Origin of the sequence: Stenotrophomonas sp. (assembly GCF_032066555.1) — a bacterium.
Classification (GTDB): Bacteria; Pseudomonadota; Gammaproteobacteria; order Xanthomonadales; family Xanthomonadaceae; genus Stenotrophomonas.
On the sequence record NZ_DAMBKV010000005.1, the window covers coordinates 152,846 to 179,475 of the forward strand.

At 63.4% G+C, this 26,630-nt stretch carries 23 protein-coding genes; 22 read left to right on the forward strand and 1 reads right to left on the reverse strand.

What is annotated here, in order from left to right; all coding sequences use genetic code 11:
• The first annotated feature begins 35 nt into the window (after positions 1–35).
• The 10 genes from rfbF (at position 36) to RT131_RS08930 (ending at position 15,885) form a co-directional block, all read left to right on the forward strand.
• Positions 36–806 carry a glucose-1-phosphate cytidylyltransferase gene (gene rfbF / locus RT131_RS08885; protein WP_313172112.1) on the forward strand — a complete coding sequence of 257 codons (771 nt, stop codon included), beginning with the start codon at positions 36–38 and terminating at the stop codon, positions 804–806.
• Positions 797–1,861 (forward strand): CDP-glucose 4,6-dehydratase, encoded by a 1,065-nt coding sequence (gene rfbG / locus RT131_RS08890; protein ID WP_313172114.1) that lies wholly within the window; start codon positions 797–799, stop codon positions 1,859–1,861. The genes rfbF and rfbG overlap by 10 nt, the downstream gene beginning before the upstream one ends.
• The gene (gene rfbH / locus RT131_RS08895; protein ID WP_313172116.1) at positions 1,858–3,204 is read left to right on the forward strand and encodes a lipopolysaccharide biosynthesis protein RfbH; all 1,347 of its coding nucleotides are present in this window, start codon (positions 1,858–1,860) and stop codon (positions 3,202–3,204) included. The genes rfbG and rfbH overlap by 4 nt, the downstream gene beginning before the upstream one ends.
• Positions 3,201–4,364, forward strand: a complete 1,164-nt coding sequence (locus tag RT131_RS08900) for an acyltransferase (RefSeq protein ID WP_313172118.1) — start codon at positions 3,201–3,203, stop codon at positions 4,362–4,364. The genes rfbH and RT131_RS08900 overlap by 4 nt, the downstream gene beginning before the upstream one ends.
• Entirely contained in the window at positions 4,361–6,181 is a 1,821-nt protein-coding gene (locus RT131_RS08905) for a thiamine pyrophosphate-binding protein (protein ID WP_313172120.1), read from the forward strand. The genes RT131_RS08900 and RT131_RS08905 overlap by 4 nt, the downstream gene beginning before the upstream one ends.
• Positions 6,178–7,281 carry an FkbM family methyltransferase gene (locus RT131_RS08910; RefSeq protein WP_313172122.1) on the forward strand — a complete coding sequence of 368 codons (1,104 nt, stop codon included), beginning with the start codon at positions 6,178–6,180 and terminating at the stop codon, positions 7,279–7,281. Before RT131_RS08905 ends, RT131_RS08910 begins: the two co-directional genes overlap by 4 nt.
• A 37-nt stretch (positions 7,282–7,318) precedes the next feature.
• The gene (locus RT131_RS08915) at positions 7,319–8,413 is read left to right on the forward strand and encodes an N-acetylneuraminate synthase family protein (protein WP_313172124.1); all 1,095 of its coding nucleotides are present in this window, start codon (positions 7,319–7,321) and stop codon (positions 8,411–8,413) included.
• Positions 8,414–8,484: 71 nt separating this feature from the next.
• Positions 8,485–9,576, forward strand: coding sequence for an NAD(P)-dependent oxidoreductase (locus RT131_RS08920; RefSeq protein WP_313172125.1), 1,092 nt, complete (start codon positions 8,485–8,487; stop codon positions 9,574–9,576).
• Positions 9,573–11,021 (forward strand): glycosyltransferase family A protein, encoded by a 1,449-nt coding sequence (locus RT131_RS08925; protein WP_313172127.1) that lies wholly within the window; start codon positions 9,573–9,575, stop codon positions 11,019–11,021. The genes RT131_RS08920 and RT131_RS08925 overlap by 4 nt, the downstream gene beginning before the upstream one ends.
• Positions 11,014–15,885: a glycosyltransferase gene (locus RT131_RS08930; protein ID WP_313172129.1), complete on the forward strand. Its 4,872-nt coding sequence runs from the start codon at positions 11,014–11,016 to the stop codon at positions 15,883–15,885. Before RT131_RS08925 ends, RT131_RS08930 begins: the two co-directional genes overlap by 8 nt.
• A gap of 65 nt (positions 15,886–15,950) precedes the next feature.
• On the opposite strand, the gene RT131_RS08935 is transcribed toward RT131_RS08930, so the two are convergent.
• The gene (locus RT131_RS08935; RefSeq protein ID WP_313172131.1) at positions 15,951–16,127 is read right to left on the reverse strand and encodes a hypothetical protein; all 177 of its coding nucleotides are present in this window, start codon (positions 16,125–16,127) and stop codon (positions 15,951–15,953) included.
• Between RT131_RS08935 and fliE the strand changes: the two genes are divergently transcribed.
• The 12 genes from fliE to fliP all read left to right on the forward strand — a co-directional run bounded on the left by fliE (position 16,114) and on the right by fliP (position 26,614).
• Complete coding sequence (gene fliE, locus RT131_RS08940; protein WP_313172133.1) at positions 16,114–16,470, forward strand: flagellar hook-basal body complex protein FliE; 357 nt, start codon at positions 16,114–16,116, stop codon at positions 16,468–16,470. The genes RT131_RS08935 and fliE overlap by 14 nt on opposite strands.
• 12 nt (positions 16,471–16,482) lie before the next feature.
• On the forward strand, positions 16,483–18,126 hold the full coding sequence (gene fliF / locus RT131_RS08945) for a flagellar basal-body MS-ring/collar protein FliF (RefSeq protein ID WP_313172135.1): 1,644 nt from the start codon (positions 16,483–16,485) through the stop codon (positions 18,124–18,126).
• Positions 18,127–18,136: 10 nt separating this feature from the next.
• A complete protein-coding gene (gene fliG / locus RT131_RS08950) occupies positions 18,137–19,123 on the forward strand; it encodes a flagellar motor switch protein FliG (RefSeq protein ID WP_062171551.1) in 987 nt (328 codons plus the stop codon).
• Positions 19,120–19,761, forward strand: coding sequence for a FliH/SctL family protein (locus RT131_RS08955; protein ID WP_313172137.1), 642 nt, complete (start codon positions 19,120–19,122; stop codon positions 19,759–19,761). Before fliG ends, RT131_RS08955 begins: the two co-directional genes overlap by 4 nt.
• Positions 19,758–21,143 (forward strand): flagellar protein export ATPase FliI, encoded by a 1,386-nt coding sequence (fliI, locus tag RT131_RS08960; protein ID WP_313172138.1) that lies wholly within the window; start codon positions 19,758–19,760, stop codon positions 21,141–21,143. The genes RT131_RS08955 and fliI overlap by 4 nt, the downstream gene beginning before the upstream one ends.
• Positions 21,140–21,598 (forward strand): flagellar export protein FliJ, encoded by a 459-nt coding sequence (fliJ, locus tag RT131_RS08965; RefSeq protein WP_313172140.1) that lies wholly within the window; start codon positions 21,140–21,142, stop codon positions 21,596–21,598. Before fliI ends, fliJ begins: the two co-directional genes overlap by 4 nt.
• Entirely contained in the window at positions 21,595–22,689 is a 1,095-nt protein-coding gene (locus RT131_RS08970; RefSeq protein WP_313172142.1) for a flagellar hook-length control protein FliK, read from the forward strand. Before fliJ ends, RT131_RS08970 begins: the two co-directional genes overlap by 4 nt.
• Positions 22,690–23,531: 842 nt before the next feature.
• Positions 23,532–24,047, forward strand: coding sequence for a flagellar basal body-associated FliL family protein (locus tag RT131_RS08975; protein WP_313172144.1), 516 nt, complete (start codon positions 23,532–23,534; stop codon positions 24,045–24,047).
• 9 nt (positions 24,048–24,056) lie between these two features.
• Entirely contained in the window at positions 24,057–25,073 is a 1,017-nt protein-coding gene (gene fliM, locus RT131_RS08980; RefSeq protein ID WP_313172146.1) for a flagellar motor switch protein FliM, read from the forward strand.
• Positions 25,066–25,413 (forward strand): flagellar motor switch protein FliN, encoded by a 348-nt coding sequence (gene fliN, locus RT131_RS08985; RefSeq protein ID WP_313172148.1) that lies wholly within the window; start codon positions 25,066–25,068, stop codon positions 25,411–25,413. Before fliM ends, fliN begins: the two co-directional genes overlap by 8 nt.
• Positions 25,410–25,817, forward strand: a complete 408-nt coding sequence (fliO, locus tag RT131_RS08990; protein WP_313172150.1) for a flagellar biosynthetic protein FliO — start codon at positions 25,410–25,412, stop codon at positions 25,815–25,817. Before fliN ends, fliO begins: the two co-directional genes overlap by 4 nt.
• A gap of 2 nt (positions 25,818–25,819) precedes the next feature.
• Positions 25,820–26,614 carry a flagellar type III secretion system pore protein FliP gene (gene fliP, locus RT131_RS08995; RefSeq protein ID WP_313172152.1) on the forward strand — a complete coding sequence of 265 codons (795 nt, stop codon included), beginning with the start codon at positions 25,820–25,822 and terminating at the stop codon, positions 26,612–26,614.
• Positions 26,615–26,630: the final 16 nt, after the last annotated feature.

The following is a 26,630-nucleotide window of genomic DNA, read 5'->3' on the forward strand; positions in this document are numbered from 1 at the left end:
CGCCGCGCCCGCACATGAAGCCTGCCGTTACTGGAATGAAAGCCGTCATCCTTGCCGGAGGCCTGGGTACCCGCATCAGCGAGGAATCCCACCTGCGTCCCAAGCCGATGATCGAGATCGGTGGCAAGCCGATCATCTGGCACATCATGAAGCTCTACACCCACTTCGGCATCACCGATTTCGTGGTGTGCCTTGGCTACAAGGGCTATGTGATCAAGGAGTACTTCGCCAACTACTTCCTGCACATGTCCGATGTCACCTTCGACATGGCCGAGAACCGCATGCAGATCCACAACCGCCACGCCGAGCCCTGGCGGGTGACGCTGGTCGATACCGGTGACAGTACCGCTACCGGCGGACGTTTGAAGCGCGCACGCGACTACCTTGGCGACGACACGTTCTGCCTTACCTACGGCGACGGCGTCGCCGACATCGATCTTGCCGCTCTGGTCGATTTCCATCGCGGTCACGGCCGCCTGGCAACGGTGACCGCGGTACAGCCTCCCGGTCGCTTTGGTGCCTTGGCCATCAACGGTACGCAGGTCGGCGGCTTCAAGGAAAAGCCATTGGGCGATGGCGCCTGGATCAATGGGGGCTTCTTCGTGCTGGAGCCGGGTGTGTTCGACTATATCCAGGGCGATGCGACCACATGGGAACAGGAGCCGATGCGGCAGTTGGCCGAGGACAGCCAGCTGATGTCTTTCCTGCATCATGGTTTCTGGCAGCCGATGGATACCTTGCGTGACAAGACCCTGCTGGAGGAGCGCTGGTCGCAGGGCAAGGCGGAGTGGAAGCTGTGGCAGTAACCCCGGAGTTCTGGCGCGGCCGCCGCGTACTGCTCACCGGTCACACCGGCTTCAAGGGTGGCTGGCTGGCACTGTGGCTGCAGCATATGGGGGCGCAGGTGCAGGGCTATGCCCTGCCCGCCCCGCGCGGTGATTCATTGTGGCAAGCAGCCCGCCTTGACCAACTGATCACTGGCGAGCTGGCTGACATCCGTGATCCGCAGCGCCTGGCTGCAGCACTGCACGCACAGCAGCCGGAGCTGATCCTGCACCTTGCCGCGCAGCCTCTGGTGCGCGAATCCTACCGCGCGCCGGTGGATACCTGGTCGACCAATGTCACCGGCACGCTCAATCTGCTGGAAGCCGTGCGTCAATGCGACAGCGTCCGCGCCGTCGTGGTGGTCACCACCGACAAGTGCTATGACAACCGCGAATGGGTCTGGCCCTACCGTGAGCAGGATCCGCTGGGCGGCCACGACCCCTACAGCAGCAGCAAGGCGGCCGTCGAGCTGCTGTGTGCTTCCTGGCGCGCGTCCTATCTGAAGGCCCAAGGGGTCGCGTTGGCCACCGCCCGCGCTGGAAACGTCATCGGCGGCGGCGACTGGTCGCCAGAACGCCTGTTGCCCGATGTCCTGCGCCAATGGCAGCAACAGCAACCTGTCACCCTGCGCTACCCCGGTGCAACCCGTCCCTGGCAGCACGTGCTTGAACCCCTGCACGGCTATCTGTTGTTGGCCCAGGCCTTGCTGCAGCACCGGGAAGGTGCGGATTCGGCGTGGAACTTCGGCCCGGATGCGGCGGATGTCGCCAGTGTCGGCACGGTCGTGGAGCAACTGGCCCAGCTCTGGCCCGGCGAAGCGCGCTGGCAGCTTGAGGCCGCGGCACAACCGCACGAAGCCGGCTTGCTGGCGCTGGATTCGGCCAAGGCACGGCACTTGCTTGCATGGAAGCCAACCTGGTCGTTGTCGCAGGCCCTGGCGCAGACCGTGCGCTGGCATCAGGCATGGCAGGCCGGCGAAGGCATGCAGCGCCATACCCTCACCCAGATCGAAGATTTCCAGAACAGCACGCGATGAACCACGACGAACTCCAGCTACGCCATCAGATTGCCGAACTGGTCGGGCAATACGCCGACCGCTACCTTGCGCCTTCGCCGTTTGTCCCCGGCAGCAGCACGGTTGCACCGTCGGGCAAGGTGATCGGTGGTACCGAGCTGAAGTCGATGATGGAGGCGGTGCTGGATGGCTGGTTGACCACCGGCCGCTTCAACGACGCTTTCGAGAAGAAGCTGGCGCGCTACCTCGGCATGCGCAATGTGCTGACCACCAACTCGGGTTCCTCGGCCAACCTGCTGGCATTCTCGACATTGACATCACCGCGCCTGGGCGAGCGCGCCATTGGCAAGGGCGATGAAGTCATCGGCGTTGCCGCCGGCTTCCCGACCACGGTAAACCCGATCCTCCAGTGCGGCGCGGTGCCGGTGTTCGTGGACGTCGAGCTGGGCACCTACAACGTCAATGCCGAGCTGATCGAAGCGGCGATCACCCCGCGTACCCGCGCGATCATGCTTGCCCACACCCTGGGCAATCCGTTCAACCTGGGCGTGGTGCGCGAGCTGTGCGACCGCCATGGTCTGTGGTTGATCGAAGACTGCTGCGACGCGCTCGGCTCCACCTACAACGGCAAACTGGTTGGCAGCTTTGGCGACATCGGCACGCTGAGCTTCTACCCGGCCCACCACATCACCATGGGCGAGGGTGGCGCAGTGTTCACCAGCTCGCCGCGGCTGAAGCGCATCATCGAATCATTCCGCGACTGGGGCCGCGACTGCTACTGCGCGCCGGGCACCGACAACACCTGCGGGCAGCGCTTTGACTGGCAGCTAGGCGGGCTGCCTGAAGGCTACGACCACAAGTACACCTACTCACACCTCGGCTACAACCTGAAGATCACCGATATGCAGGCCGCCTGTGCGTTGGCACAGATGGACCGCCTGGAAGGCTTCATCGCCGCGCGCAGGCGCAACTTCGGCTGGCTGCATCAGCGCCTGTCCGGCAGCACCGAGCAGCTGATTCTTCCGCACGCTACGCCCGGCAGCGACCCATCGTGGTTCGGCTTCCCGATCACCCTGCGTGATGGCAGCGGCGTAGTGCGCGAAGACCTGTTGCGTCACCTGGACAGCCACAAGATCGGCACCCGCCTGCTGTTTGCCGGCAACCTGACCCGCCAGCCTTACATGCAGGGCCAGAACTACCGGGTCAGCGGCGAGCTGCCGGTGACCGACAAGGTGATGAAGGACACCTTCTGGATCGGCCTGTGGCCGGGGCTGAGCGAAGACCAGCTTGAGCACGCCGCCAGCTGCATCGAGAGCGGTCTGGCCGGCGCGGCCATCCCGACGCGTGCCAGGGTATCGGCGTGAGCTGCGTCGCCCCTATCCCCGCGAGCAGCATTCCGCGCGAACAGATCCGCCAAGCGGGCACCGTCGTGGTCATGGGTGCAGGCAACATGCTGCAGATGGTCGAGCCCTGGCTTGTTGCCAATTTCGCGCCTGCCCATATCACCGACAACCGTCCCGAAGCCGCGCAGCGATACCCCCGCTACCAGTACGTGGCGCCGCATCTGCTGCGCACGCTGGATCGCCCCTTCGTCATTGTCACCACCTCTCGTACCTTCTATCCGGAGATAAGCGCGCAACTGACCGCACTTGGCGTTGCGCATTGCCTGCTGGACGACATCCGTGGCGTGCACGCGGATATCTACCCGGTCATCGATGTGGCCTCGTTGGCAGCGCCCTACTCGGACGCGTATGGCAACAGCATCACCTGGGACGGCGAGATTCCGCCCAGGCTGAGCGTCCGCTTCGGACGCGATGGCAAGGATGGACGGCAGCCATTGATGGCACGCGACAACAGCCTGCGAATCGGCGCAGGCTGCCATTTCAACGGCAGCAACAAGATCACCTTCCTGGGTGATGGCTCCCGCGTTGCCTTGGGGGCGGGAACCTGGATGGCCGGCGGCTTCAGCTTGACCGCCAGCAACAACGCGCGCTTCCAGAGCGGTGCGCGCTGCACCTTCGAAGCCCTGAACGCCGATGTCCATGAAGGCGAAATCACGCTGGGCGACGACTGCATGGTCTCGGTACAGGTGCACCTCCAGCAGACTGACTCGCACCCGATCTTTGACGCCCGCAACGGCGAACGCATCAATCGAGGCAAGCACATCCGGATCGGCAATCACGTCTGGATTGGCTACCAGGCCTTCCTGCTCGGCGGCTGCCAGATCGGCGACGACTGCATCGTTGGCGCACGCGCGGTGAGCGCGGGCAAGTTCAGCCGGGGCACGGTTCTTGCTGGCAATCCCGCAAGGGTGATCCGTGACAACGTCACCTGGCGCAAAGACGAGTTGACCTGCTCTCCGGCCCTGCACCACCTGTCGGACTGCAGACCAGGCCCGACACCCGAGAACCAGTCATCCGCAGGAATATCCATGGACATCGTTGGAGCAGCCCCCACCTCACTTCACGTCGACATCAGCAACACGCTGGTCAACGCGCACGCCCAGCTGGACGTGCAGCCATGAATGGTGCGCAGAAGCCCACGGTGTCCATGCAGGTTGCCGACTGGTTGGCAGATCAGGGCGTGGAGCAGGTGTTCGCTGTCACCGGCGGTGGTGCCATGTTCCTGAACCAGGCACTGGGAACAAATCCGCGGCTGCGCTGCGCATACATGCACCATGAACAGGCCTGTGCGATGGCAGCCGAGGGCTATGCACGCGTTGCGGGCAAGCCCGCCGTGGTCAACGTGACCACCGGGCCTGGCGGCATCAATGCACTGAATGGCGTGTTTGGCGCGTTCACCGATTCCATTCCCATGCTGGTCCTGTCTGGCCAGGTAAAGCGCGAAACGGCCTTGGATCACCGGCCGATCGCAGGCCTGCGCCAGCTGGGCGACCAGGAGGCGCCGATCGTGGCGATGGCCTCGCCTGTCTGCAAACGCGCCGTGGCCATCGGCGACCTCGCCGAGCTCGAGACGGAACTGCCGCATGCATTCGCGCTCGCCAGCCAGGGTCGGCCTGGCCCGGTCTGGCTGGACATCCCGCTGGACCTGCAAGGTACGGTCGCTGACCTGACCTTCCCGGCAATCGCCAATGACGGTGCAGCACTGCCGTCCGCCCAGCTACGCGACGACTGCAGGCACATTGCCGAACGCCTGCTCGCCGCGCACCGCCCGCTCATTCTGGCGGGCACCGGCGTAAGGCTCGGTGCCGCCGAAGCCGCGTTGCTTGCCTTCGCCGAACGCCATGGCATCCCCGTGGCCACCGCATGGACCCACGACCTTATTGCCAGCGACCACCCCTTGTTCGCCGGACGGCCCGGCACCATCGGCACCCGTCCCGGCAACTTCGCGGTGCAGAACGCAGACCTGGTGATCACCATCGGCTCACGTTTGAACATCCGCCAGACCAGCTACAACTGGGAGGCGTTCGCTGCTCGCGCCTATACCGTGCATGTCGACATCGACCAGGCCGAACTGGACAAGCCCAGCCTGCGCACGGACCTGCGCGTCAAAACCGACGCAGGCACCTTCCTGTCCACCCTGCAGGCCGAACTTGAAGCCACCGTATTGCCGGACTATGCACCGTGGGCCAGCTGGCTGCGCGGCCTGCGCTCGCGCTTCCCTGCAATCACCCCTGCCCAGCAGCAGTCGCCTTCGATCAATCCCTACGCCTTGGTCGAGCGCATCTTCCAGCAGCTACGTGCCGACGACATCGTGGTCTGTGGCAACGCCTCGGCCTGCATCCTGCCCTTCCAGGTAGGCAAGCTGCAGGCGCAGCAACGCATGTTCAGCAATTCCGGCTCGGCTTCGATGGGCTATGACCTACCGGCCGCAATCGGCGCCGCACTGGCGGCACCCGAGCGCCGGGTGATCTGCTTCGCTGGCGACGGTAGCCTGCAGATGAACGTGCAGGAACTGCAGACCCTGCGCACGCTGGGCCTGAATGTGGTGATCGTCGTGCTCGACAACCAGGGCTATCTGTCGATCCGTCAGACCCACGAGAACTTCTTCGGCACCGTGGTGGGCGCCACCGCGCAGAGCGGCGTCGAGTTTCCCGACTACACACGCCTCGCTGCCGCCTACGGCATCCGTACGATGGCAGTACATGAACCCGAGCAACTGCCGGTACTGGATTCCGCGCTCGTCGACGACGGCCCCATGCTCCTGCACGTGCATGTTGACCCAAGGCAGGAGTTCGAACCGCGGATCAAATCGCGTCGCGACGCCAGCGGCGCTTTCCACACACCGGAGCTTGACGACATGTTCCCGTTCCTGGACGTGGAGCAACTGCAGGAGATCCGTGCACAAGCCGCCGCAATCCGCCAGGCAGCGCAACCATGAACCCGCAGGCTTCAACGCTCCCGCCCGCGGACCAGGCCGCGCTCGCACACGCGCAGCGCGACGGCATCGTCATCATGGGCACCGGCGGCATGGCCAGCCAGCTCCATGAGGCGTGCCAGCAACTGGGTGTAAGCGTACATGCGTTCATCAGCAGCAACGTTGCAGCGAGCCAGCACCGCGGACTGCCCGTGCATGTACTTGCGCAACTCCCGCAAGCGTTGCTGGCTCACGAGGTCTGGATTGGCATTTTCAACCACGGCGACGATTCGGATCTCGTCAAGTTGCGTCGTCAATGCATGTCCGCCGGCTTCAGTCGCGTCCTGGTTCCGCAGCAGTACTACGCCCTGGTAGAAGCGCAGATGGGTTGGCGCTACTGGCTTGCGCCGTTGCACGCCTATGCGGCGCAGCAAGACGCCATTGCGCACGGACGCAAACTGTTGGCCGATACCGAAAGCACCATGGTATTCGATGCCATCCTGGATTTCAGGCGCGCCAATGAGCTGGATCAGGCGCTTCCACGTTCCGCCGGCCCGCAATACTTCCCTGCCGACCTGCAGCTCGTGCTGCCGCAGAATACCGGCATCTATCTCGACGGCGGCGCGTTTGATGGCGATACCGTCAGCCTGGCGGTGCAGCATCTTTCGCCGCGGCAGGTTCTTGCGTTCGAGCCGGACCCTGAAAACTTCCAGAAGCTCGCCGCGCGTGTTGCTGCCATCGACGTCGCCGCAACACTGTTTCCTCTGGGAATCTCCGATGCGGTTCGCTTCCTGCGTTTCCGTTCCGACAACGGCGCGGGCTGCGCAGTGGATGGCAGCGGTGACAGCCAGATACAGGTAGTGGCTATCGACAGCATCCTTTCCAGGCAGCAGGTGGATTTCATCAAGCTGGATATCGAAGGATGCGAGATAGAAGCCTTGCACGGTGCCCGCGAGCTTGTCGCCACCTGCAAACCCTTTCTCGCAATTGCCGGCTACCACCGCTGGGACGATCTGTGGCGCATCCCAACGCTGATTCACGCAATCAATCCCGACTATACGATCAAGCTCAGACTGCATTGCGCCAACAGCTTCGATGCGGTTTTCTACGCCTACAACGCCTGAGCCCGGCAACCACCTCTCCCCTATCAGAACCTGCATCATGCAAACCACCAATAAATTCTTCGAAGATCTGTTTGTCCTGGAACTGGCAAACAACCATTGGGGCAATCTTGCGCGTGGACTTGAGATTGTCAGGCAGTTTTCCGAGGTAGTCCGTGCAGGCAATGTGCGCGCGGCAATCAAACTGCAGTTCCGCGACGTCGATGCCTTTGTGCACAAGGACTACAAAACACGCAGCGACATCCGCTACGTGAAAAAGACCATGGACACCAAGCTCTCCATACCGGAGTTCGAGATCCTGGTGGAAGCCATCAAGGCCAGCGGTTGCATCGCAATGGCCACTCCGTTTGACGAGCGTTCGGTTGAATTGTGTGAAGCACTCGATTTTCCGATCATCAAGGTCGCCAGTTCAGATCTTGGCGACCATTCGCTGATCGAACGCATCGTCAAGACCGGCCGCCCGACCATCATCTCCACCGGGGGCGCCAACGAGCAGACGATTGATCGGGTGGTGCGCCAGTTCAGCGAGCGCGGAATTCCGCTGGCCATCAATCATTGCGTATCGCTGTATCCGTCCGAGGATGGCGAACTGGAGCTTAACCAGATCGACTACCTCCGCAACCGCTACCCGGCCCATGTGATTGGCCTGTCCACCCATGAGTACCATGACTGGAGCAGCTCGATGCTCATGTCCTATGCCAAGGGCGCACGCACCTGGGAACGTCATATCGACATCGAAGCCGATGGCATTCCAGTTTCCTCCTACTGCACGCTGCCCCATCAAGCCGCCGAGTGGTTCGCGGCTTACCACAAGGCGCGTGAGATGTGCGGTGGCTCCACCGCACAGCGACGCAAGCTGCCAAACCGCGAGATCAGCTATCTCGACAATCTGGTCCGCGGCGTCTATGCCAAGCGCGAGCTTCCTGCAGGCTACGTGGTGGAACCTTCGACGTTCGACAATGACTTCTACATGGCGGTGCCGCTATTGAAAGGCCAGCTTTCGTGCAGAGAAATACTGTCCGGCCTGACCCTGGCAAAACCACTGGATGGCGATGCGGCATTGACCCTGGCAACCGTAGCGACAAGCGCGTTCAGCCGCGAGCAACACAGCCTGATTCTCGACCGCGGGCTGTAAGCGCATCCGGGTGCCGAGCCACGCTCACCCCTCCCCGCATCGGCGCAATCACCAACCATCCAGACGTTCAGATGACAGCTGCTTCGCCAATGGCTGCTTGTGCAACCGACAGTTTCGACCGCCTCCCGGTCGCGCTGTGGCCACGCCTGCATGCAGTGCTGGACGGCCAGCATCTTCTGCTTACCGGCGGAACCGGTTTCTTCGGGAAATGGCTGCTCGCTCTGCTGCGCCGTCTCAATGCTTCCGGCACCCAGGTACACGTCAGCGTGGTATCGCGCGACCCGGGACGATTCCTGGCCGCACACCCTGAGCATCTTGATCAGCCCTGGCTGCACTGGATTGCCAGCGACATCCGCGAGCTGGACGGCCAACACGACCGCCACGTGGACATGGTTCTGCATGCCGCAACGGACACATCCAGCCAGGCCCACGAGAAGCCGCTGGAGATATTCACCAGCATCGTCGATGGCACGCGGCGGGTCCTGGAGTATGCGGAAAGGAACGGCGCCCGGCGACTCCTGCTTACCGGCTCCGGTGCACAGTACGGCGCAATCCCGGAGGGGCAACCGGTCGCGGAAACCTCGCCGCTGGCATGCGAAAGCCATCTTGCACGGAACATCTACGGCGAATCAAAGCGCATGCAGGAAGCGCTGGCGGCTGTCTACATGCAACAGAGTGCGATTGACGTTGTCATGACGCGCTGCTTCGCCTTTTCCGGGCCCGGCATTGCGCTCGACGGCCATTTCGCGATCGGGAACTTCGTCCGCGACGCCCTGCGCGGTAACGGCATTACCCTCAATTCATCCGGACACGCGGTGCGCAGCTATCTGCACGGTGCTGATCTTGCCGTCTGGTTGCTGGTACTGCTCGGCGAAGGTCATGCCGGGCAGGTCTACAATGTTGGATCCGACCTTTCGCTGAGTATTGCCGAGCTCGCCGAGCTGGTACGCCGTCGGCTGGCTCCCGGCACGCCACTGCATATTCTCGGCCGCAACGATGGTCCCCGTTCCTACTATGTCCCCGCCATCGATGCGGCACGTGCGCTTGAGCTGGCGCCATGGACCCGCCTGCAAGACTCGATCGACGCGATGGCGGCCTGGGCCAGGGCGGAGGACCATCGCTTCAGTTCCGGTCCGCAAATGCCCTCGATCGCATATCGATGACAATTCCCCTTACCGTCGCCCTGCTTACCTATAACCGTCCGCACTACCTGCAGTTGGCGCTGCGCGCGATCATCGAACAGACCTACACGGACTTCGAACTGCTGGTCATGGACAATGGCAGCACGGACAACACGCCCGAGGTCGTACTCGGGTTCAAGGATGATCGATTGCGTTATGTGCGCAATGCGCCCGGACACCCTGCGAGCTTCAATGGCACCAGTGCCGTGCTCATTGCCCGTGGCAAGCGCTTGCTGATCACGCATGACGACGACATCATGGAAGCGGACATGCTGCAACGGCAAATGGCCATGTTCGATCGCAATCCTGAACTTGCCGCCATCTGGACCAACCAGAGCACGATGGACGAGAACGGCCAGCGTCTACTGGATCACCTCGCCCCACCCGGTCCGGACCGGATCTATGCGCGTGGCGAATACATCGCCAAAGCCGCCGAAGAGCGCCATTGGCACCCGCCCAGCAGTCTGATATTCACCCCCGGGCTGCTACCGCTGGCATCACTGCACAAGGTATATCGTGGGCTGCCCCTCGGCACAGGCAAGCGTGCGCCTACCGAAGGCAGTGGCGATTACATCATTCCGGCGCAGATGAACCTCAAGGCGCCGGTAGCGTTCCTCAACGCACCGCTGCTGCGTTATCGCCAGCACGGGGGTCAGGAAACCAATCATGCCGATCTGACCGGCGCCGTGTTGCATGGCTACGTCTCACTTCGCCGCTTTGTCGTACGTACCGACTACAAGCAACAGTATGTGCCCGTGTATGACGCATTGATCGCCCGCTACAAGGCACAGAGGCGGGTAACCGAGATCGCTGGCAGCACGCTGCCCATGTCAGCCCTTCGCCAGTTGCAGCGGATGTTCCGGCAAGGCAGCACAGACCTGGCCGCCAATCCACGCGCCGGTTTCCAGTTGCTGCCGCTTGCCCTTCTGCTGCACCAGCATGCCGCGGCTGGAACGGAGAGTGAGCTTGAGCAGCTGCTTCGGGTCATGCCCGCTGCCGAGCCTGCGTTGCAGACATCCATCCACCGGCTCTACCGCTGGGCGGGTATACGCCATCAAGGTGGAAACCTGTTCCGGAACTTCGCGCCGGGCTCGCGCATCGTCATTCTTGGCAGCGTCCTGTTGTCAGCCTTGCTGGTACAGGAGGCACGCCAGGCCGGTGTCCACGTCGTCTGCTGCCTCGACTCCAGTGTTACACGACAGGGCTGCAATTGGCTGGGCACCACCATCGTCCCACCCAGCTGGCTGGCCGAGAACGACGTGCCGCTCGCGGCAATCGTGCTGAGCTCCGAACGCGACCACGAGGATGAACTCATCCACATGTTGCGTCGCCACGATGCCGAGACGCTGATCGTGTCATGGAAGCAACTGGTGGAACAGTACGTGCAAGGCAGCGTCGCTGCAGTGTTGGAGATGACTCTTGATTGATTGGACAACCCTACCCGGAGGACGCGTCAGTGGCGCCCCATTGCAGGTCACCCTGCTGGGCTACTGCATCCAGAGCGGAACGTGTCATGCACTGTCAGACGAGGACCTGCGCGCACTGAATCAGGCAATACCGCTCGATGCCCTGTGCGAATACGGGATGGCGAACGGCTTGTACTTCAGTCGGCCAACGACCGAAACGCCGGCCCAGGAAATCAGAACCGCGCTGTTGTTCGCCCAGTCCCGCCCGGGTCGGGCTTCGTTCCAGCTTCAGGCCTCAACCAGCAAGTACCTTGTTCTGGCGACGGCACATGAGCGCGTACAGCTTACGGAGGAGCAGCTGTTTGCGATCATTTTCGTGCCTGGCGACCATCCTGGCCGCGCGGGAAACGTCGTCACCACCACGCACCACATCGATTTCCGTCTTCATGGTGACAGCGATAGCCAGAACATGGCCCTGGCAGCGATACCCAAGGTCAACGTCGGGGTACATGCCTACTATCACTCGGCGCCATCGTGGATCAATTGGGTCACCACGGCGATCGCCGCAGATGCAGCAGAACGGCGCGGCGAAGGCCCGTTGCTGAGCATCATCATCCCTGCCTACAACTACGGCCGGTTCCTTCGCCAATGCGTGCAGTCTGTCCTGGACCAGGGACTGGAAGACATGGAAGTCCTGGTGCTCGACAACGCATCCAGTGATGACACCGCGACAGTCATGCTGGATTTTTCGGCAGATCCGCGCGTTCGCTACATGCGCAATCCACACAATTATGGCGCCGGATTCAACTGGCTCAATGGCTTGAATCTTGCCCGGGGAACCTACTGCACGTTCCTCTCGGCCGACGACTTCTTCAATCCCGGCCACCTGCAACGACTGATGCCGGTGCTGTGCGCGAACAAGCAGGTAGTTGCCGGCTATACAGGGATCCGCTGGGTCGATGAAAGCGGCGCTACCGTAAACCAGCCCCGCCATCCCGGCTACCGGGCTGCGGACTATGTCGGCGGCCGCAACGAGGTCGCTGACCTGCTGATCCATGACTGCTACATCGCACCTTCAGCAGTGGTCTACCGTACCCGTCAGCTCCGTGACACCTGGCGTCCTTCCAGCACCCATGGCGCCGGCGACTGGGAAATGTCGATCCAGATCGCGGAGAGATTCCCCGACTTCGCCTACATCGATGTTCCTGGCGTCAGCTATCGCTTGCATACCTCGCAGCATTCGAGCCGGTTCTATGCATCCACCAATCCGCTCGAAGACCACTTGACCATTGTCGAAGGCGTCTTCAAGCGCCAAGCCCAGCAGGTGTTGCGTGGGCACGAACGGGCGGTGGCCGAGCATATTGAGCGCCGGCTTACCCTGTATCCTGATCAACGTGCCACCGAACTCGGGGCCCGTGCACGGGCACTGATCGGCCAGTTGGAGCAGCTGGCTGAAGCCAACGCGGCGCCACTCTTCAGCATCGTCCTCACTACCTGGAACCGCCCTGCCCTGCTTGTTGATGCCTTGAACAGCATCAGTGCGCAAAGCCTTCGCGACTTCGAGGTGATCCTGGTGAACGACTGTGGCGAGCCCGTCGAGCACCTGCTTGGCGAGCGTGACTTCCCACTCACCTATCTGCAACTTGGCCGCAACGGCGGGCCAGCTGCAGCGCGAAACGCGGCACATCGACTGGCACGCGGGCAATATCTGGTCTATCTCGACGATGACGATCTGTATCAGCCCCAGCACCTGCAGACACTCGCCGATGCGATCCAGCGGCACCCCGGTGAAGTGGTTTACAGCGATGCATGCTTCATTACCGAGCGGATCGAGGGAGCGCATCGTCTCGTCCTGGCCGAAGAGCACCGCTACCCGCACGGAAGCTACTCGCACGAGCGGCTTTCGATAGAGAACTATATCCCGGTCAATACCTTCGCATGGCCGCGCGCGCTTGCTGCAGGCATCGGCGGCTTTGACGAGCACCTGCAAGGACTGGAAGACTGGGATTTCCTGCTGCGTCTGGCAGCACGGGTACCCTTCAACCACGTGCGCCAGCAGACCGCGCAGGTACGGATGCGTGCGGATACCGATGAACGTCGTTCGGTACAGGCCTTCGGGCACTACCCGGCCTTGTACCGGAAGATCTATGCCCGCCATTCGGATCTTGACGCGGAAACCGTGCGCACCGGCCGAGCCGAACGACTGAAGCAGCTTGGTGTCTTGATTGCGCAGACCCCTGAGAGCGTGATTGACAACTGGCGCGCCGCGCGGGTGCCCTCGCCTGCCCAGCGCCAGCTGTGCGTGCAGCGTATCGAGCAGTCCGTGGCGCGCCCAAGGCTATGCGTGCTATTGCGGAGTGTGGACGGAAATACCGCAAGCATTCAGCGCAGTATTGCCAGCCTGCACGGCAACGAGGGCATGCCTGAAGCCTTGCGGGTGATCGTTGTCAACGAAAGTACAGTGGCGTCGATATGCCCCAGCGTGGCCTGTGACCAGGTTCAGGTGATTGATTCAACGGCAGTGACTTGGGATGCCTTCCGCAACAGCCTGCTCAATGACCATACCCTGGACTGGCTGCTGATCGCCAACGCCGGTGATGAGTTCACGCCAGGGGGGCTACTGCAACTGCGCCTGCATCTCGCCGCGCAGCCGCAATCACGCGCGGTCTTTGCCGATGGTTGGCAACGCACCAATGACGGCAGCTTGGTGCCGATGTTGCGACCTGATCTCAATCTGGACCTGTTGCTGGCAAACCCGTCGGTCCTGGCCTCGCATTGGGTGTTCAAGTGCCAGGCAGCACGCGACGTCGGCGGCTTCGACCCCGCTGCAGGCGATGCTGCAGAGCTGGGCCTGATCCTGCGCCTTGTCCATGCAGGCGGCTTCGGTGGAATCGAACATCTACCGGAACCTTTGTTGACCAGCACAGCGGGCCGCTTTGACAGCCGCGCCCAGCAACGGACCATCCTGGCCCATCTGCAGGCACGCGGCTACGCCCATGCCAGCGTGCAAGCCATCGAAGGCGGCTTGCACAGGATCGACTACGGTCATGGCCGGCAACCTTCTGTTTCGCTGGTAGTGATCGTGTCAAAGGACACGACACTCAGTGCACTGGAGCGCTGCGTTGTTTCAGTGCTTGAGAAGACCCACTACGCCAACTATCAACTGCTGATGGCAGACAACGGCGCCAACGATGAACTGCGGCGGTGGATGCAACAGGTGGAGCCATTGGCCGCCGACCGCGTGCAAGCCTTCACCTTCGATCCGCCATTGCCACACACCGCTGCCTGCAACCTTGCCGCAGCGCAGGCCAGTGCAGAGTTCCTCCTGTTCCTGCGCCCCGAGGTCGCGGCGCTACAACCGCAGTGGCTGGAGGAACTACTGAATCACGGACTGCGCACGGAGGTTGGCGTGGTCGGGGCAAAGACCGTCTCCGGCGAAGGCAAGGTCACGCATGCGGGACTGGTGCCCGGTCTTCGCGCCAGCGGCGGGCGTGCCTTCGCCGGCGAAGCAATGGACGCACCCGGCTATATGGGCCGGCTGCAGGTGGCCCAGCAGTACACCGCGGTTGCCGACAGCTGCCTGTTGATCAGCAAGGCGCTGTTCAACGAACTGGGCGGTTTCGACCACGCAGCATTCATCGACGAAGGCGCAGACGTCGATCTGTGCCTGCGAGCGCGCATGCAGGGCTATCTCACCGTATGGACACCGTATGCACTGTTGCTGCATTCGAACGAACCGGTTCCGTTGACCGAGACCGCGAACGACGCTTTGCTGGAACGCTGGTTGCCGCAGATCGCAAACGATCCCGCGTACAACCCCAGCCTGCGATTGGACGTGGTTGGTGGTTTCCGGCTTGGCGAATCCGACTTCTCGTGGAAACCCTTGCCCTGGCGGCCAATCCCCCGCGTCCTGGCGCAACCGGCAGATCCCTGGGGCAGCGGCCACTACCGCGTCATCCAGCCATTCGAGGCCCTCAAGTCCGAAGGGCGCATTGAAGGTGCCCTGTACTCAACCCTGCTCGATCCAGTCGAACAGGCACGCATCGATCCGGATGTGGTGATCCTGCAGCGGCGCGTCAGCGATGAGGACCTGCACGGTATCCAACGCATGGGCCGTTATTCGTCCGCATTGAAGATCTACGAGCTGGACGACTACCTGCCCAACCTGCCTGCCAAAAGTGCACATCGCGAGCACATGCCGCGCGATGTGCTGCGCAGCCTGCGCAAGGCGCTTGGGCTGGTGGACCGTTTCGTGGTGTCTACGCCGGCGATGGCCGAGGCGTTTGCCGGCATGCATCCGGATATCCGCATCACCCCCAACCGGCTGCCGGTGGGTTGGTGGAAGCAGCTGCCCATCGTTCGTCGCGAAAACGGTGCACGACCACGTGTGGGCTGGGCTGGCGGATTGGGCCATACCGGCGATCTGGAGATGATTGCTGATGTCGTCAGTGAATTGGCGCAGGAGGTGGATTGGGTGTTCTTCGGCATGTGCCCGGATCGCCTGCGTCCCTATGTCGCCGAGTTCCATCCAGGGGTGGATATCGCGTTCTATCCACGCGCCCTGGCGTCACTGCAGCTTGATCTGGCAATCGCACCGCTGGAAGACAATCCTTTCAACGCCTGCAAGAGCAATCTGCGCCTGTTGGAATACGGCGCCTGCGCGGTGCCGGTGGTCTGCAGCGATGTTGGTCCCTACCGGGACCCTGCCCTGCCCGTCAGCCGCGTACGTAACCGCCATCGCGAATGGGTCGGCGCCATCCGCGACCACCTCGCCGACGCCGCGGCCCGCCGCAACGCCGGTGATGCATTGAAGACCATCGTCCACCGCAACTGGATGCTGGAAGGCGCTGGTCTGGATGATTGGCGTGCAGCCTGGCTGCCTTGATCCCGAACGCATCTCCAACCTGTTCGACGGCCGCCGGTTCTCCGGCGGCCGTTTCCATTTGGGTCTCAGAACCCCCGCCCGTCCTGAAAACCCGTCGGCAGCGTCGGATTTCCGACACCCAACACGTGCAGCACGACGTATTCACGAACATCAAAGCCTTCACGGTTCCGGCACGCAACTTGCAGCTGTCCCATCAGCTCTCCCACACGTTGCCCGGAAACCCGCACGATGTCCCACTCCATCACCTCTGTTCTCTCCCAGATCCGCACGCTGCAGAACCAGGTGGGGCAAGCCGCTCCCCAGGGTGATCTGCCGCGCAGCAACGCGATCCAGGGGTTGGCCGAAGGCAATGCCGTTGCAGCCCCTTCGTTCAGCCAGACCTTGCAGGGCGCCATCCAGGGCGTCAACGAGGCCCAGCAGAAGTCCGGGCAGCTCGCCGCTGCCTTCGAGCGCGGCGATGCCAATGCCGATCTGGCCAAGGTCATGGTCGCCTCCCAACAGTCCTCGCTGGCGTTCCGCGCCACCGTGGAAGTCCGTAACCGTCTCGTCCAGGCTTACCAGGACGTGATGAACATGCCGCTGTAAGGATCCGCACGCATGGCACTCGCGCTGTCCAGAGAATCACTGAATCCGGAACGGGCTGGGGCCTGGTTCGATCGTCTGCAGAGCCTGCAGATCACCCGCCGCCTGGGCCTGATGGCGATGATCACGGTTGCCGTCGCAGCCGGTTTGTTCGTGTTCTTCTGGGCGCAGAAGCCACAGATGATGCCGCTGTATACCGGGCTTGACCAGAAGGCGACAGCCGAGGCCACCGATCTGTTGCGCTCGGCGCAGATTCCGTTCGAGCTGGACGCCGCCACTGGCGCGATCAGCGTGCCGGAGAAGAACGTGCACGATGCACGCCTGAAGCTGGCCGGCTCCGGACTGACCGAAAGCGGCCGCCTCGGCTTTGAGATGATGGAACGCGATCCCGGTTTCGGCGTCAGCCAGTTCGTCGAGAACGCACGCTACCAGCACGCATTGGAAACCGAGCTGGTACGGACCATCAGCAGCCTGCGTCCGGTCCGCGATGCGCGCGTGCACCTGGCCATCCCCAAACCCAGCGCATTCACCCGCCAACGCGACGTCGCCAGTGCCTCGGTGGTGCTGGAATTGCGTGGCGGCCAGCAGCTGGAACGCAACCAGGTAGACGCCATCGTGCATATGGTGGCCTCCAGCATCCCGGATCTGGCGCCGGAGCGCGTGACCGTAGTCGACCAGAGCGGTCGCATGCTTACCATCGCCGACCCGAACAGCGAAGCCGCACTCAACGCTGCCCAGTTCGACCAGGTGCGGCGCCTGGAGGGTTCGTACAACCAGCGCATCCGGGAACTGCTGGAGCCGATGACCGGCGCTGGCCGCGTCAACCCGGAAGTCAGCGTCGACATGGATTTCTCGGTCACCGAGGAGGCGCGCGAGCTGTACAACGCCGAGCCGCAGAAGGTCCGCAGCGAGCAGATCAGCGAGAACACCACCACCACCGCGGGCCCGCAGGGCATCCCCGGTGCCACCAGCAACACCCCGCCGGGTCCGGCCGCCGCCCCACCGGCCACCGCAGCGACGCCAACCGAAACCTCCAAGAACGCAACCCGCAACTACGAACTGGACCGCACCCTGCAGCACACCCGTCAGCCGCCGGGCCGGGTCAATCGCGTCTCGGTCGCGGTGCTGGTTGACCACGTGCCGCGTGCCGGCAGCAACGGCAAGCTCAGCGATCAGCCACTGAGCGCCGCCGAACTGACCCGCGTCGAAGCACTGGTCAAGCAGGCCGTGGGCTTCAACGCCGAGCGTGGCGACACCGTGTCGGTGATGAATGCACCGTTCGTGCGTGAATCCATCCCGGTCGAAGCCCCGAAATGGTGGGAGAACCCACAGGTGCGCGATGCACTGCGTCTGGTCCTTGGCGCCATCGTGGTGCTGGCCTTGCTGTTCGGCGTACTGCGCCCGGCCCTGCGCCAGATCACCGGCACGCCCAAGGCCCTGCCCGGCGCGGAAGATCCGCTGAGCGCCGACGTGCAGGTACTGGACGATGGCACCGAAATGCCGGCGCTTGCCGCCGACCGTCTGCACCTGGATGGCACGCCGGCGCTGGCCCTGCCAGTGGATGCATACGAGGAACGCCTGCGCATGGCCCGTGAAGCAGTGAAGACCGACTCCAAGCGGGTTGCCCAGGTAGTGAAGGGATGGGTGTCAAATGACTGATGCAATGCCGATGACCGGCGTGCAACGTGCCGCCGTACTGCTGCTGTCGCTCGGCGAGACCGATGCGGCCGAAGTACTGCGTCACATGGAACCGAAGGAAGTGCAGAAGATCGGCATCGCCATGGCCACGCTCAGCGACGTCACCCGCGAGCAGGTGCAGCAGGTGATGGATGATTTCGGCGCCGAGCTGGGCAACAAGACCTCGCTGAGCGTTGGCTCGGACGACTACATCCGCAACATGCTGGTGCAGGCGCTGGGCAATGAGAAAGCCAGCAACCTGATCGACCGCATCCTGCTCGGCCGCAACACGACCGGCCTGGATGCATTGAAGTGGATGGACCCGCGCGCGGTCGCCGATCTGGTACGCAACGAGCATCCGCAGATCATTGCCATCGTCATGGCCCACCTGGAAACCGACCAGGCCGCCGAAGCACTGAAGCTGCTGCCCGAGCGTACCCGCGTCGACGTGCTGCTGCGTATCGCGACCCTCGATGGCATTCCGCCGAATGCCTTGAACGAACTCAACGAGATCATGGAGCGCCAGTTCGCCGGCAACCAGAACCTGAAGTCGTCGAACATTGGCGGCGTGCAGTGCGCTGCCAATATCCTCAACTTCATGGACGGCGGCCAGGACCAGGCCATCCTCACCGAGATCGCCCGCATCGACTCGCCGCTGGGCAGCCGCATCCAGGACCTGATGTTCGTGTTCGATGACCTGGTGGACCTGGACGACCGCGAGATGCAGCTGGTGCTGCGCGAAGTCAGCGGCGAGCGCCTCGGTCTTGCCCTGCGCGGCGCCGATATCAAGGTGCGCGACAAGATCACCCGCAACATGTCCCAGCGTGCCGCCGAAATCCTGCTCGAGGACATGGAGGCCCGTGGACCGGTGCGCCTGTCCGATGTGGAAGGTGCACAGCGCGAAATCCTTGCCATCGTCAAGCGCATGGGCGATGAAGGCACCATCACCCTGGGCGGCGCCGCGGAGGCCATGCTGTGAACAACGCCGTGCGTTGGCACGCCCCGGATCTCAACGCCCCGATGGTTCCACCGTCGGCGGATGACATCGATCTGGATGCCCTGGAAACCATCGTTGCCGAGCCGGCGCCGCCGCCGTTGCAGCTGCCTACCCTCGAGGAGCTCCAGGCGATCCGCGACGCCGCGCAGGAAGAAGGCTTCCAGCAAGGCCACGCCGACGGATACGCACAGGGCCAGGCCGAAGTCCGGCGCCTGACCGCACAGATCGAAGGCATCCTCGACAACTTCAGCCGGCCGCTGGTGCGTTTGGAGAATGAAGTGGTCGGCGCGCTCGGGGAACTGTCGGTACGCATTGCCGGTGCCCTGATCAGCCGCGCCTACGAGGCCGATCCTTCCCTGCTGAAGGATCTGATCGACGAAGCATTGGATACGGTCAGCGGCACCAACCGTGATGTCGAGGTTCGGCTGCATCCGGACGACATCGCGGCGATCAGCAACCTGCTGAGCCTGCCTCCCGGCCAGCGCCTGGTGCCCGACCACAGCCTCAGCCGTGGCGACCTGCGCGTGCACGCCGAAGCGGTACGCGTCGATGGCACCCTGGATGCCCGCCTGCGCGCGGCATTGGCCACCGTGTTGCGTCGCGCAGGTGCTGCACAATGAATACCTCGCCTTCGCCCGCCCCCGCCGACTGGGCAGCCGCACGCAACCTGCGCTTGGCGGCACGTCTGGACGGCATCGCACTGGACGCAAGCGGCGGCCACGGTCTGGTCCGTGAAGGGATCCTGCGTCGTGCCGTTGGCCTCACCCTGGAAGCCGTCGGGTGCGAGGCACCAATGGGCGCCAGCTGCAAGGTCGAGATCATCGATGGCGGCTGGGTGGATGCCGAGGTGGTCGGCTTCTCGGGCGACCGTACCTATCTGATGCCCAGCGCCGAATTGCATGGCCTGCTGCCCAATGCGCGCGTCGTGCCCTCCTACCGCCGTGGTGGCGTTGAGGTCGGCGAAGGCCTGCTGGGCCGGGTCATCGACTCCGATGGCATCCCGCTCGACGGCAAGGGCCCAATCCGCGCCGAGGGCAATGTCAGCATGGCCGGTGTCGCAATCAACCCGCTGGCACGTGAGCCGATCACCCAGCCACTGGACGTCGGCGTGCGCGCGATCAACGCGCTGCTGCCGATTGGCCGCGGCCAGCGTGTGGGCCTGTTCGCCGGCTCCGGTGTCGGCAAGTCGACACTGCTCGGCATGATGACCCGCTTCACCGCCGCCGATGTGATCGTGGTCGGCCTGATCGGTGAACGTGGCCGCGAAGTACGCGATTTCGTCGAATCCACTCTGGGCGAGGAAGGCCTGCGCCGCGCCGTGGTCGTCGCCAGCCCGGCCGACCGACCGCCGCTGGCACGCCTGCATGGTGCCTATCGCGCCACCGCCATCGCCGAATGGTTCCGCGACCAGGGGCTGAACGTTCTGCTGCTGATGGATTCGCTGACCCGCTTCGCCCAGGCCCAGCGCGAGATCGGCCTGTCGGTCGGCGAACCGCCCACGACCCGCGGCTACCCACCGTCGGTATTCGCCAAGCTGCCTGCCCTGGTCGAACGTGCCGGCAACGGCGCCAAAGGCCGCGGTTCGATCACCGCGTTCTATACCGTACTGACCGAAGGCGACGATCCGCAGGACCCGATTGCCGACGCCGCCCGGGCGATTCTGGACGGCCACATCCTGCTGTCACGCCGTGTCGCCGACAGCGGCCTGTACCCGGCCATCGATGTCGAATCCTCGGTCAGCCGCGTGGTCCAGGACATCGCCGACGACGTCTGGCGCGCGCGCATCCGCAAGCTCAAGCAACTGGTATCGGCCTATACGGCCAACCGCGACCTGATCGCCATCGGCGCCTATCAACGCGGCAACGATCCGCTCACCGACGAAGCACTGGATCGGTGGCCGGAGATCATGGAATTCCTTGGCCAGGACGTGCACAACGCCGCCGACCTGGGCCACAGCCTGAACGCATTGCACCAACTGGTAGATAGTGAGACGCCCGCATGAGCCCTAGCCGCCGCCTGGATCCACTGCTGCGCCGCGCGCAGGACCGCGAAGATGAAGTCGCCAAAGCCTTGGCCGAACGCCAGCAGGCCTTGGACATGCATCAATCGCGCCTCTCCGAGCTGCGCCAGTACGCCGAGGAATACGCCAACGCGCAGCTGGCCACCACCAGCGCCGCACAGCTGCTCAACCGCCGTGCCTTCCTCGACCGCCTCGACAACGCGGTCGAAGCGCAGAGCAAGACCGTGGACAGCAACCAGGAACGTGTCGATGCCGAACGCGCGCGCTTGTTGTTGGCCAGTCGCGACAAGGCCGTGTTGGAACAGCTGGCTGCCAGCTACCGCGCCCAGGAGAAGCAGGTCGCCGACCGCCGCGACCAGCGCGAGATGGACGACATCGGTGCCCGTCGTGCGCGCCTGAAGAAGACCGAAGGCGAAGCCGAGGGAGAAAACCAGTGAATGTTCTTTCCTCCGCGCTCGGCGGTGCCAGCAGCATCGACAGCAGCAGCAGCGGCGCGCGCAGCAACAGCACCGACAAGTCCAGCGACAACGGCTTCGACGCAATGCTCAACAGCAAGCCAGCCACGCAGAAGCCTGCGGCCAGCAAGCCAGGCAGCACGGATACCAAGCCCGCCAATGAAGCGCGCGGCGAAGACAGTTCCAGCGGAACCACCACGGAACAGAGCGCCGCTACCGACAGCAGTACCAGCAACGACGACAAGCCCGACACGCAGACCGCCGCGGAAGACGCGCCGTGGCCGCCGTTTGGCTTGTCGGCGATCGTCACCCAAGCGGCAGAGCCGGCAGTGCAGGCACCCGTAGCCTTGGCAGCAGCAAACCAGGAGGGCATGGCGGCACCGGCAAATCCGGCAGTCACCGCCCCACCAGCCCTGCCGGCTGCTCCGGCTCAGGCTCCGGCTGCTGCCGCAGCCAAGCCAGCGACCATCAGCGCTGACGAGGCCAGCACAGAGTTGAGCCTGCCCTTGGCCGCAGCGGCGGCGAACGACGATGCCAGCACCCTCAACCTCGACGCCGATACCCCGGCGCCCACCACATTTGCGTCCTTGCTGCATAACCAGGCACTGCAGGAAGTCCGCGCAAGTGCCCCGGCCAGCAGCATCAGCGCGCCCACACCTACCCCCGACCTGAATTCTGGTGACTTTGACGAAGCCATCGGCGCCCGCGTCGGTTGGCTGGCGGAGCAGAAGATCGGCCACGCCCATATCCGCATCAATCCGGAGAACATGGGCCAGATCGACGTGAAGCTGCAACTGGACGGTGACCGTGTCCATGCCAGCTTCAGTAGTGCCCATGCCGATGTTCGTCACGCCCTGGAAAGCAGCCTGCCGCGCCTGCGCGAAATGCTTGGCGAGCAAGGCCTGCAGCTGAGTCACGCCGACGTGGGCCAGCAATCCACACCGCAGCAGGACAGCGACAAGGGCGAGGCTGGCAGCGGCTTGGCATCAGGCAGCCAGCTGGAAGGCACCGATCTCCCGGTAACCTCCAACCACAACCTGCGGATGCGCGGCCTGCTGGATGCGTATGCCTGAGGTCACTCCGTTGTGGGAGTGGTGTAAACGACGGAGCTGATGATCTGAAACGCTCGCTGCTTCGCGGTTGACGCCGCTCCCACAAGGCTGACTACTTTTGTGGGAGCGGTGTAAACCGCGAGGCTGGCAATCCATCGGACCATCTACAAACGATCACTGTGCTGACAGCACTTGGGAAGCCGCAGCGCCATCCTGCGTTGATGGCGCTTCCAGCAATCAACCCAAAGCCAGGATCCAAAACCCTCCGCACAGGCCGGATATCCCTACCCGGCCACGCATATCTGGTCACCTTCACAACGCTAGCTCGCCAGCCGCTTTTTCTGGACTTCCAACTGGCCTCGCGCATAGCTCAAGCCTTGTACCACCCTCTGCTCTGGCGTGACGCACGATTATTGACCTGGATACTGATGCCAGACCATTGGCATGGCCTGGTACAGCTGGGTGCCTGTACCACTCTCAGCTCATTGCTGCGGCGCATAAAATCCAATACGGCACGCGGCTTGCCAGAATCAATCAGCCGCCCCGTTTGGTCACCGGGTTTTCATGACCGGGCCATTCGCAAGGATCGGGACCTGAAGGCGACAGCCCGCTACATCACCATGAATCCGGTCAGGGCCGGGCTTGTGAGCTCTCCGCGCTTCTACCCGTACTGGAATGCTATATGGCTCTAAGCCCAGCTTTTGTGGGAACGGTGTAAACCGCGAAGCTGGCGATCTGTCGGATGGTCAGCTTCGCGGTTTACACCGCTCCCACAAGAACCCAACCACGCGTCAATAGACCGTCACCCCCTCCTCCGGCACAGCCCTTGCATCTGACTGGGCAGCAATCCTGAGGAGCTCCACGTGGCCGTTGCCGCAGATAAAAACCGCAAAGCTGAACCCACCAAGGAAGCGGCAAGCAAACCGAAGCGCTCGTTGTTGGTGCCCGCCCTGATCGCCGTGTTTGCTGCTGCCGCAGCCGGCGGCGGCGTCTGGTACTTCACCCAGGGCAAGGCCCAGGCCGAAGCCAGCAAGGAGGCCAAACCCAAGACCCCGGCACCGGCCCAGTACTTCGCCCTGGACCCGGCCTTCGTGGTCAACCTCAGCGGCCCGATCGACGGCCCGCGCTACCTGCAGGTTGAAGTGCAGTTGATGACCCGCGACCCGCTGGCACTGGCTGCCCTGCAGACGCATGCACCGGCGATCCGCGCCAAATTGCTGATGCTGTTCTCGCAGGTCGAGCCCACCCAGATCGCCGACCGCGCCGGCAAGGAAAAGCTGCAGGCCTCGGCGCTGGCCGAAGTACAGAAGCTGATGAAGGCCGAAACCGGCCAGAACAGCGCCGACGAATTGTTGTTCACCAGCTTTGTGACCCAGTAAGGCGCCACGATGAGCATCAACGACCTGCTGTCCCAAGACGAGATCGACGCTCTGCTGCATGGCGTCGATTCCGGCTCGGTCAATACCGCAGAGCCGGAGGCGGCGCCGGGCGAAGCGCGTTCGTACGACTTCGCCAGTCAGGACCGCATCATCCGTGGGCGCATGCCGACCCTGGAAATGGTCAACGAGCGCTTTGCACGTTTGTGGCGCATCGGCCTGTTCAACCTGATCCGGCGCTCGGCCGAGCTGTCGGTGCGCGGGATCGAACTGGTCAAGTTCGGCGACTACCTGCATTCACTGTATGTGCCGACCAACCTCAACCTGATCCGCTTCAAGCCCTTGCGTGGCACCGGCCTGATCGTGTTCGAGCCGACCCTGGTGTTCGCCATTGTCGACAACTTCTTCGGCGGTGACGGACGCTATCCGACCCGCATCGAGGGCCGCGAATTCACCGCGACCGAAATGCGCGTGATCCAGCTGATGCTCAAGCAGACCTTCACTGATCTGCGCGAGGCCTGGGGCCCGGTGATGAACGTCGATTTCGACTACATCAACTCCGAGATCAACCCGCACTTCGCCAACATCGTCAGCCCCCGCGAGTACGTGGTGGTCAGCCGCTTCCACGTTGAACTGGACAGCGGCGGTGGCGACATCCACATCACCTTGCCCTACTCGATGCTGGAACCGATCCGCGAACTGCTGGATGCCGGCATCCAGAGCGACCGCAACGACCGCGACGAAAGCTGGGCCATCATGCTGCGGGAGCAGCTGGATACCGCCGAGGTGGAGCTGTCCAGCGTGCTGGCCAAGCGCCGCATGAGCCTGCGCGAACTGACCAAGCTGAAGATCGGCGACGTGCTGCCGATCGAAATGCCCAAGCAGGTGCCGCTGTGCGTTGAAGGCATCCCGGTTTTCACCGGCGAGTTTGGTGTGTCCAACGAACGCAACGCCATCAAGATCACTGCTACCCATCCTCCCGGAAAGCGCCCCAGCGTCCCCGTGATTCAGGAAAACACCGATGAATGACAACCACTCCCCCGAAACTGAAAACGGCGCAACGCCGGCCCAGTTCAGCAACCTGCAGGCCGACAACAGCATCAACACCGATCTGGACCTGGACGTCATCCTCGACGTACCGGTGACCTTGTCGCTGGAAGTCGGTCGCGCGCGCCTGCCGATCCGCAACCTGCTGCAGCTCAACCAGGGCTCGGTGGTGGAACTGGAGCGCGGTGCCGGCGAATCGCTGGACGTATTCGTCAATGGCACGCTGATCGCGCACGGCGAAGTCGTCGTCATCAATGATCGCTTCGGCGTGCGCCTGACCGACGTGGTCAGCCCCAGCGAGCGCATCCGGAGACTGCGTTGATCGCATTGCTCGCCTATGCCGCACCGGCCGCCAAGGCGGCGACGCCGGTCGGCCAGCACGCGGCCAGCGCGCCCGGTCTGTTCGGCGCGTTCTTTACCCTGCTGCTGGTGCTGGGCCTGATCATCGGCCTGGGCTGGCTGCTCAAGCGCATGCCTGGCGGCGGGTTTCGCCCTGCCGAGGGCCTGAAAGTGGTCGCCAGCATCAATGTCGGTGCCAAGGAGCGCGTGGTGGTGGTGGATGTCAACGGCCAGCAGCTGCTGCTCGGCATCACCGCCGGCGGCATCAGCACCTTGCACCAGCTTCCCGAACCGCTGCCGCAGGCGCCTGCTCCCAGCCTGCCCAATCTCAAACAACTACCGAATTTCGCCCAGCTGCTGGCACAGAAGCTGCGCAAGGACTCCTGAACATGTCGGGCCAAGGTTTCAGTTCACGTGGTTTCAATTCCCGCCACTTCTGGCAGCTGCTGATGGTGCTGGCGATGCTGGCACTGCCGCTGTTCGCCTGGGCTGCACCTGGCCCGCAGGTGCCGGCGCTGCCGGACGTCAACGTCGGCAAGATCGGTGGCGCACCGGTCAGCCTGCCGCTGCAGACCTTGCTGCTGATGACGGCAATCACCTTGCTGCCGTCGATGCTGCTGGTGCTTACCGCCTTCACCCGCATCATCATCGTGCTCGGCCTGCTGCGGCAGGCGCTGGGCACCGGGCAGACGCCGTCCAACCAGATCCTGTTGGGCCTGGCTTTGTTCCTGACCGCGATGATCATGATGCCGGTCTGGGACAAGTCGTGGTCGACCGGCATGGCACCGTATCTTGATGGTCAGATCGACTTCCAGACCGCCTGGCAGCTGACCACCGCACCACTGCGCGCCTTCATGCTGGCGCAGGTCCGCGAGACCGATCTGATGACCTTCGCCGGCCTCGCCGGACACGGCCCCTACGCCAGCCCGGATGCGATCCCGTTCCCGGTACTCGTCGCTTCCTTCGTCACCAGCGAGCTGAAGACCGCCTTCGAAATCGGCTTCCTGATCTTCATCCCGTTCGTCATCATCGATCTGGTGGTATCCAGCGTACTGATGTCGATGGGCATGATGATGCTGTCACCGATGCTGGTCTCGGCCCCATTCAAGATCTTGCTGTTCGTTCTGGTGGACGGCTGGGTACTGGTGGTTGGCACCTTGGCAGCCAGCTTCAACGCGGTGTGATCCGGCACTGAACGCC

Bases quoted from the DNA above. Each gene is read 5' to 3' on its own strand.
- rfbF (WP_313172112.1), top strand. From the start codon at position 36: ATGAAAGCCGTCATCCTTGCCGGAGGCCTGGGTACCCGCATCAGCGAG.
- rfbH (WP_313172116.1), top strand. From the start codon at position 1,858: ATGAACCACGACGAACTCCAGCTACGCCATCAGATTGCCGAACTGGTC.
- RT131_RS08905 (WP_313172120.1), top strand. From the start codon at position 4,361: ATGAATGGTGCGCAGAAGCCCACGGTGTCCATGCAGGTTGCCGACTGG.
- RT131_RS08910 (WP_313172122.1), top strand. From the start codon at position 6,178: ATGAACCCGCAGGCTTCAACGCTCCCGCCCGCGGACCAGGCCGCGCTC.
- RT131_RS08915 (WP_313172124.1), top strand. From the start codon at position 7,319: ATGCAAACCACCAATAAATTCTTCGAAGATCTGTTTGTCCTGGAACTG.
- RT131_RS08920 (WP_313172125.1), top strand. From the start codon at position 8,485: ATGACAGCTGCTTCGCCAATGGCTGCTTGTGCAACCGACAGTTTCGAC.
- RT131_RS08925 (WP_313172127.1), top strand. From the start codon at position 9,573: ATGACAATTCCCCTTACCGTCGCCCTGCTTACCTATAACCGTCCGCAC.
- fliE (WP_313172133.1), top strand. From the start codon at position 16,114: ATGTCCCACTCCATCACCTCTGTTCTCTCCCAGATCCGCACGCTGCAG.
- RT131_RS08935 (WP_313172131.1), bottom strand. From the start codon at position 16,127: ATGGAGTGGGACATCGTGCGGGTTTCCGGGCAACGTGTGGGAGAGCTG.
- fliF (WP_313172135.1), top strand. From the start codon at position 16,483: ATGGCACTCGCGCTGTCCAGAGAATCACTGAATCCGGAACGGGCTGGG.
- fliG (WP_062171551.1), top strand. From the start codon at position 18,137: ATGACCGGCGTGCAACGTGCCGCCGTACTGCTGCTGTCGCTCGGCGAG.
- fliI (WP_313172138.1), top strand. From the start codon at position 19,758: ATGAATACCTCGCCTTCGCCCGCCCCCGCCGACTGGGCAGCCGCACGC.
- fliJ (WP_313172140.1), top strand. From the start codon at position 21,140: ATGAGCCCTAGCCGCCGCCTGGATCCACTGCTGCGCCGCGCGCAGGAC.
- fliM (WP_313172146.1), top strand. From the start codon at position 24,057: ATGAGCATCAACGACCTGCTGTCCCAAGACGAGATCGACGCTCTGCTG.
- fliN (WP_313172148.1), top strand. From the start codon at position 25,066: ATGAATGACAACCACTCCCCCGAAACTGAAAACGGCGCAACGCCGGCC.
- fliP (WP_313172152.1), top strand. From the start codon at position 25,820: ATGTCGGGCCAAGGTTTCAGTTCACGTGGTTTCAATTCCCGCCACTTC.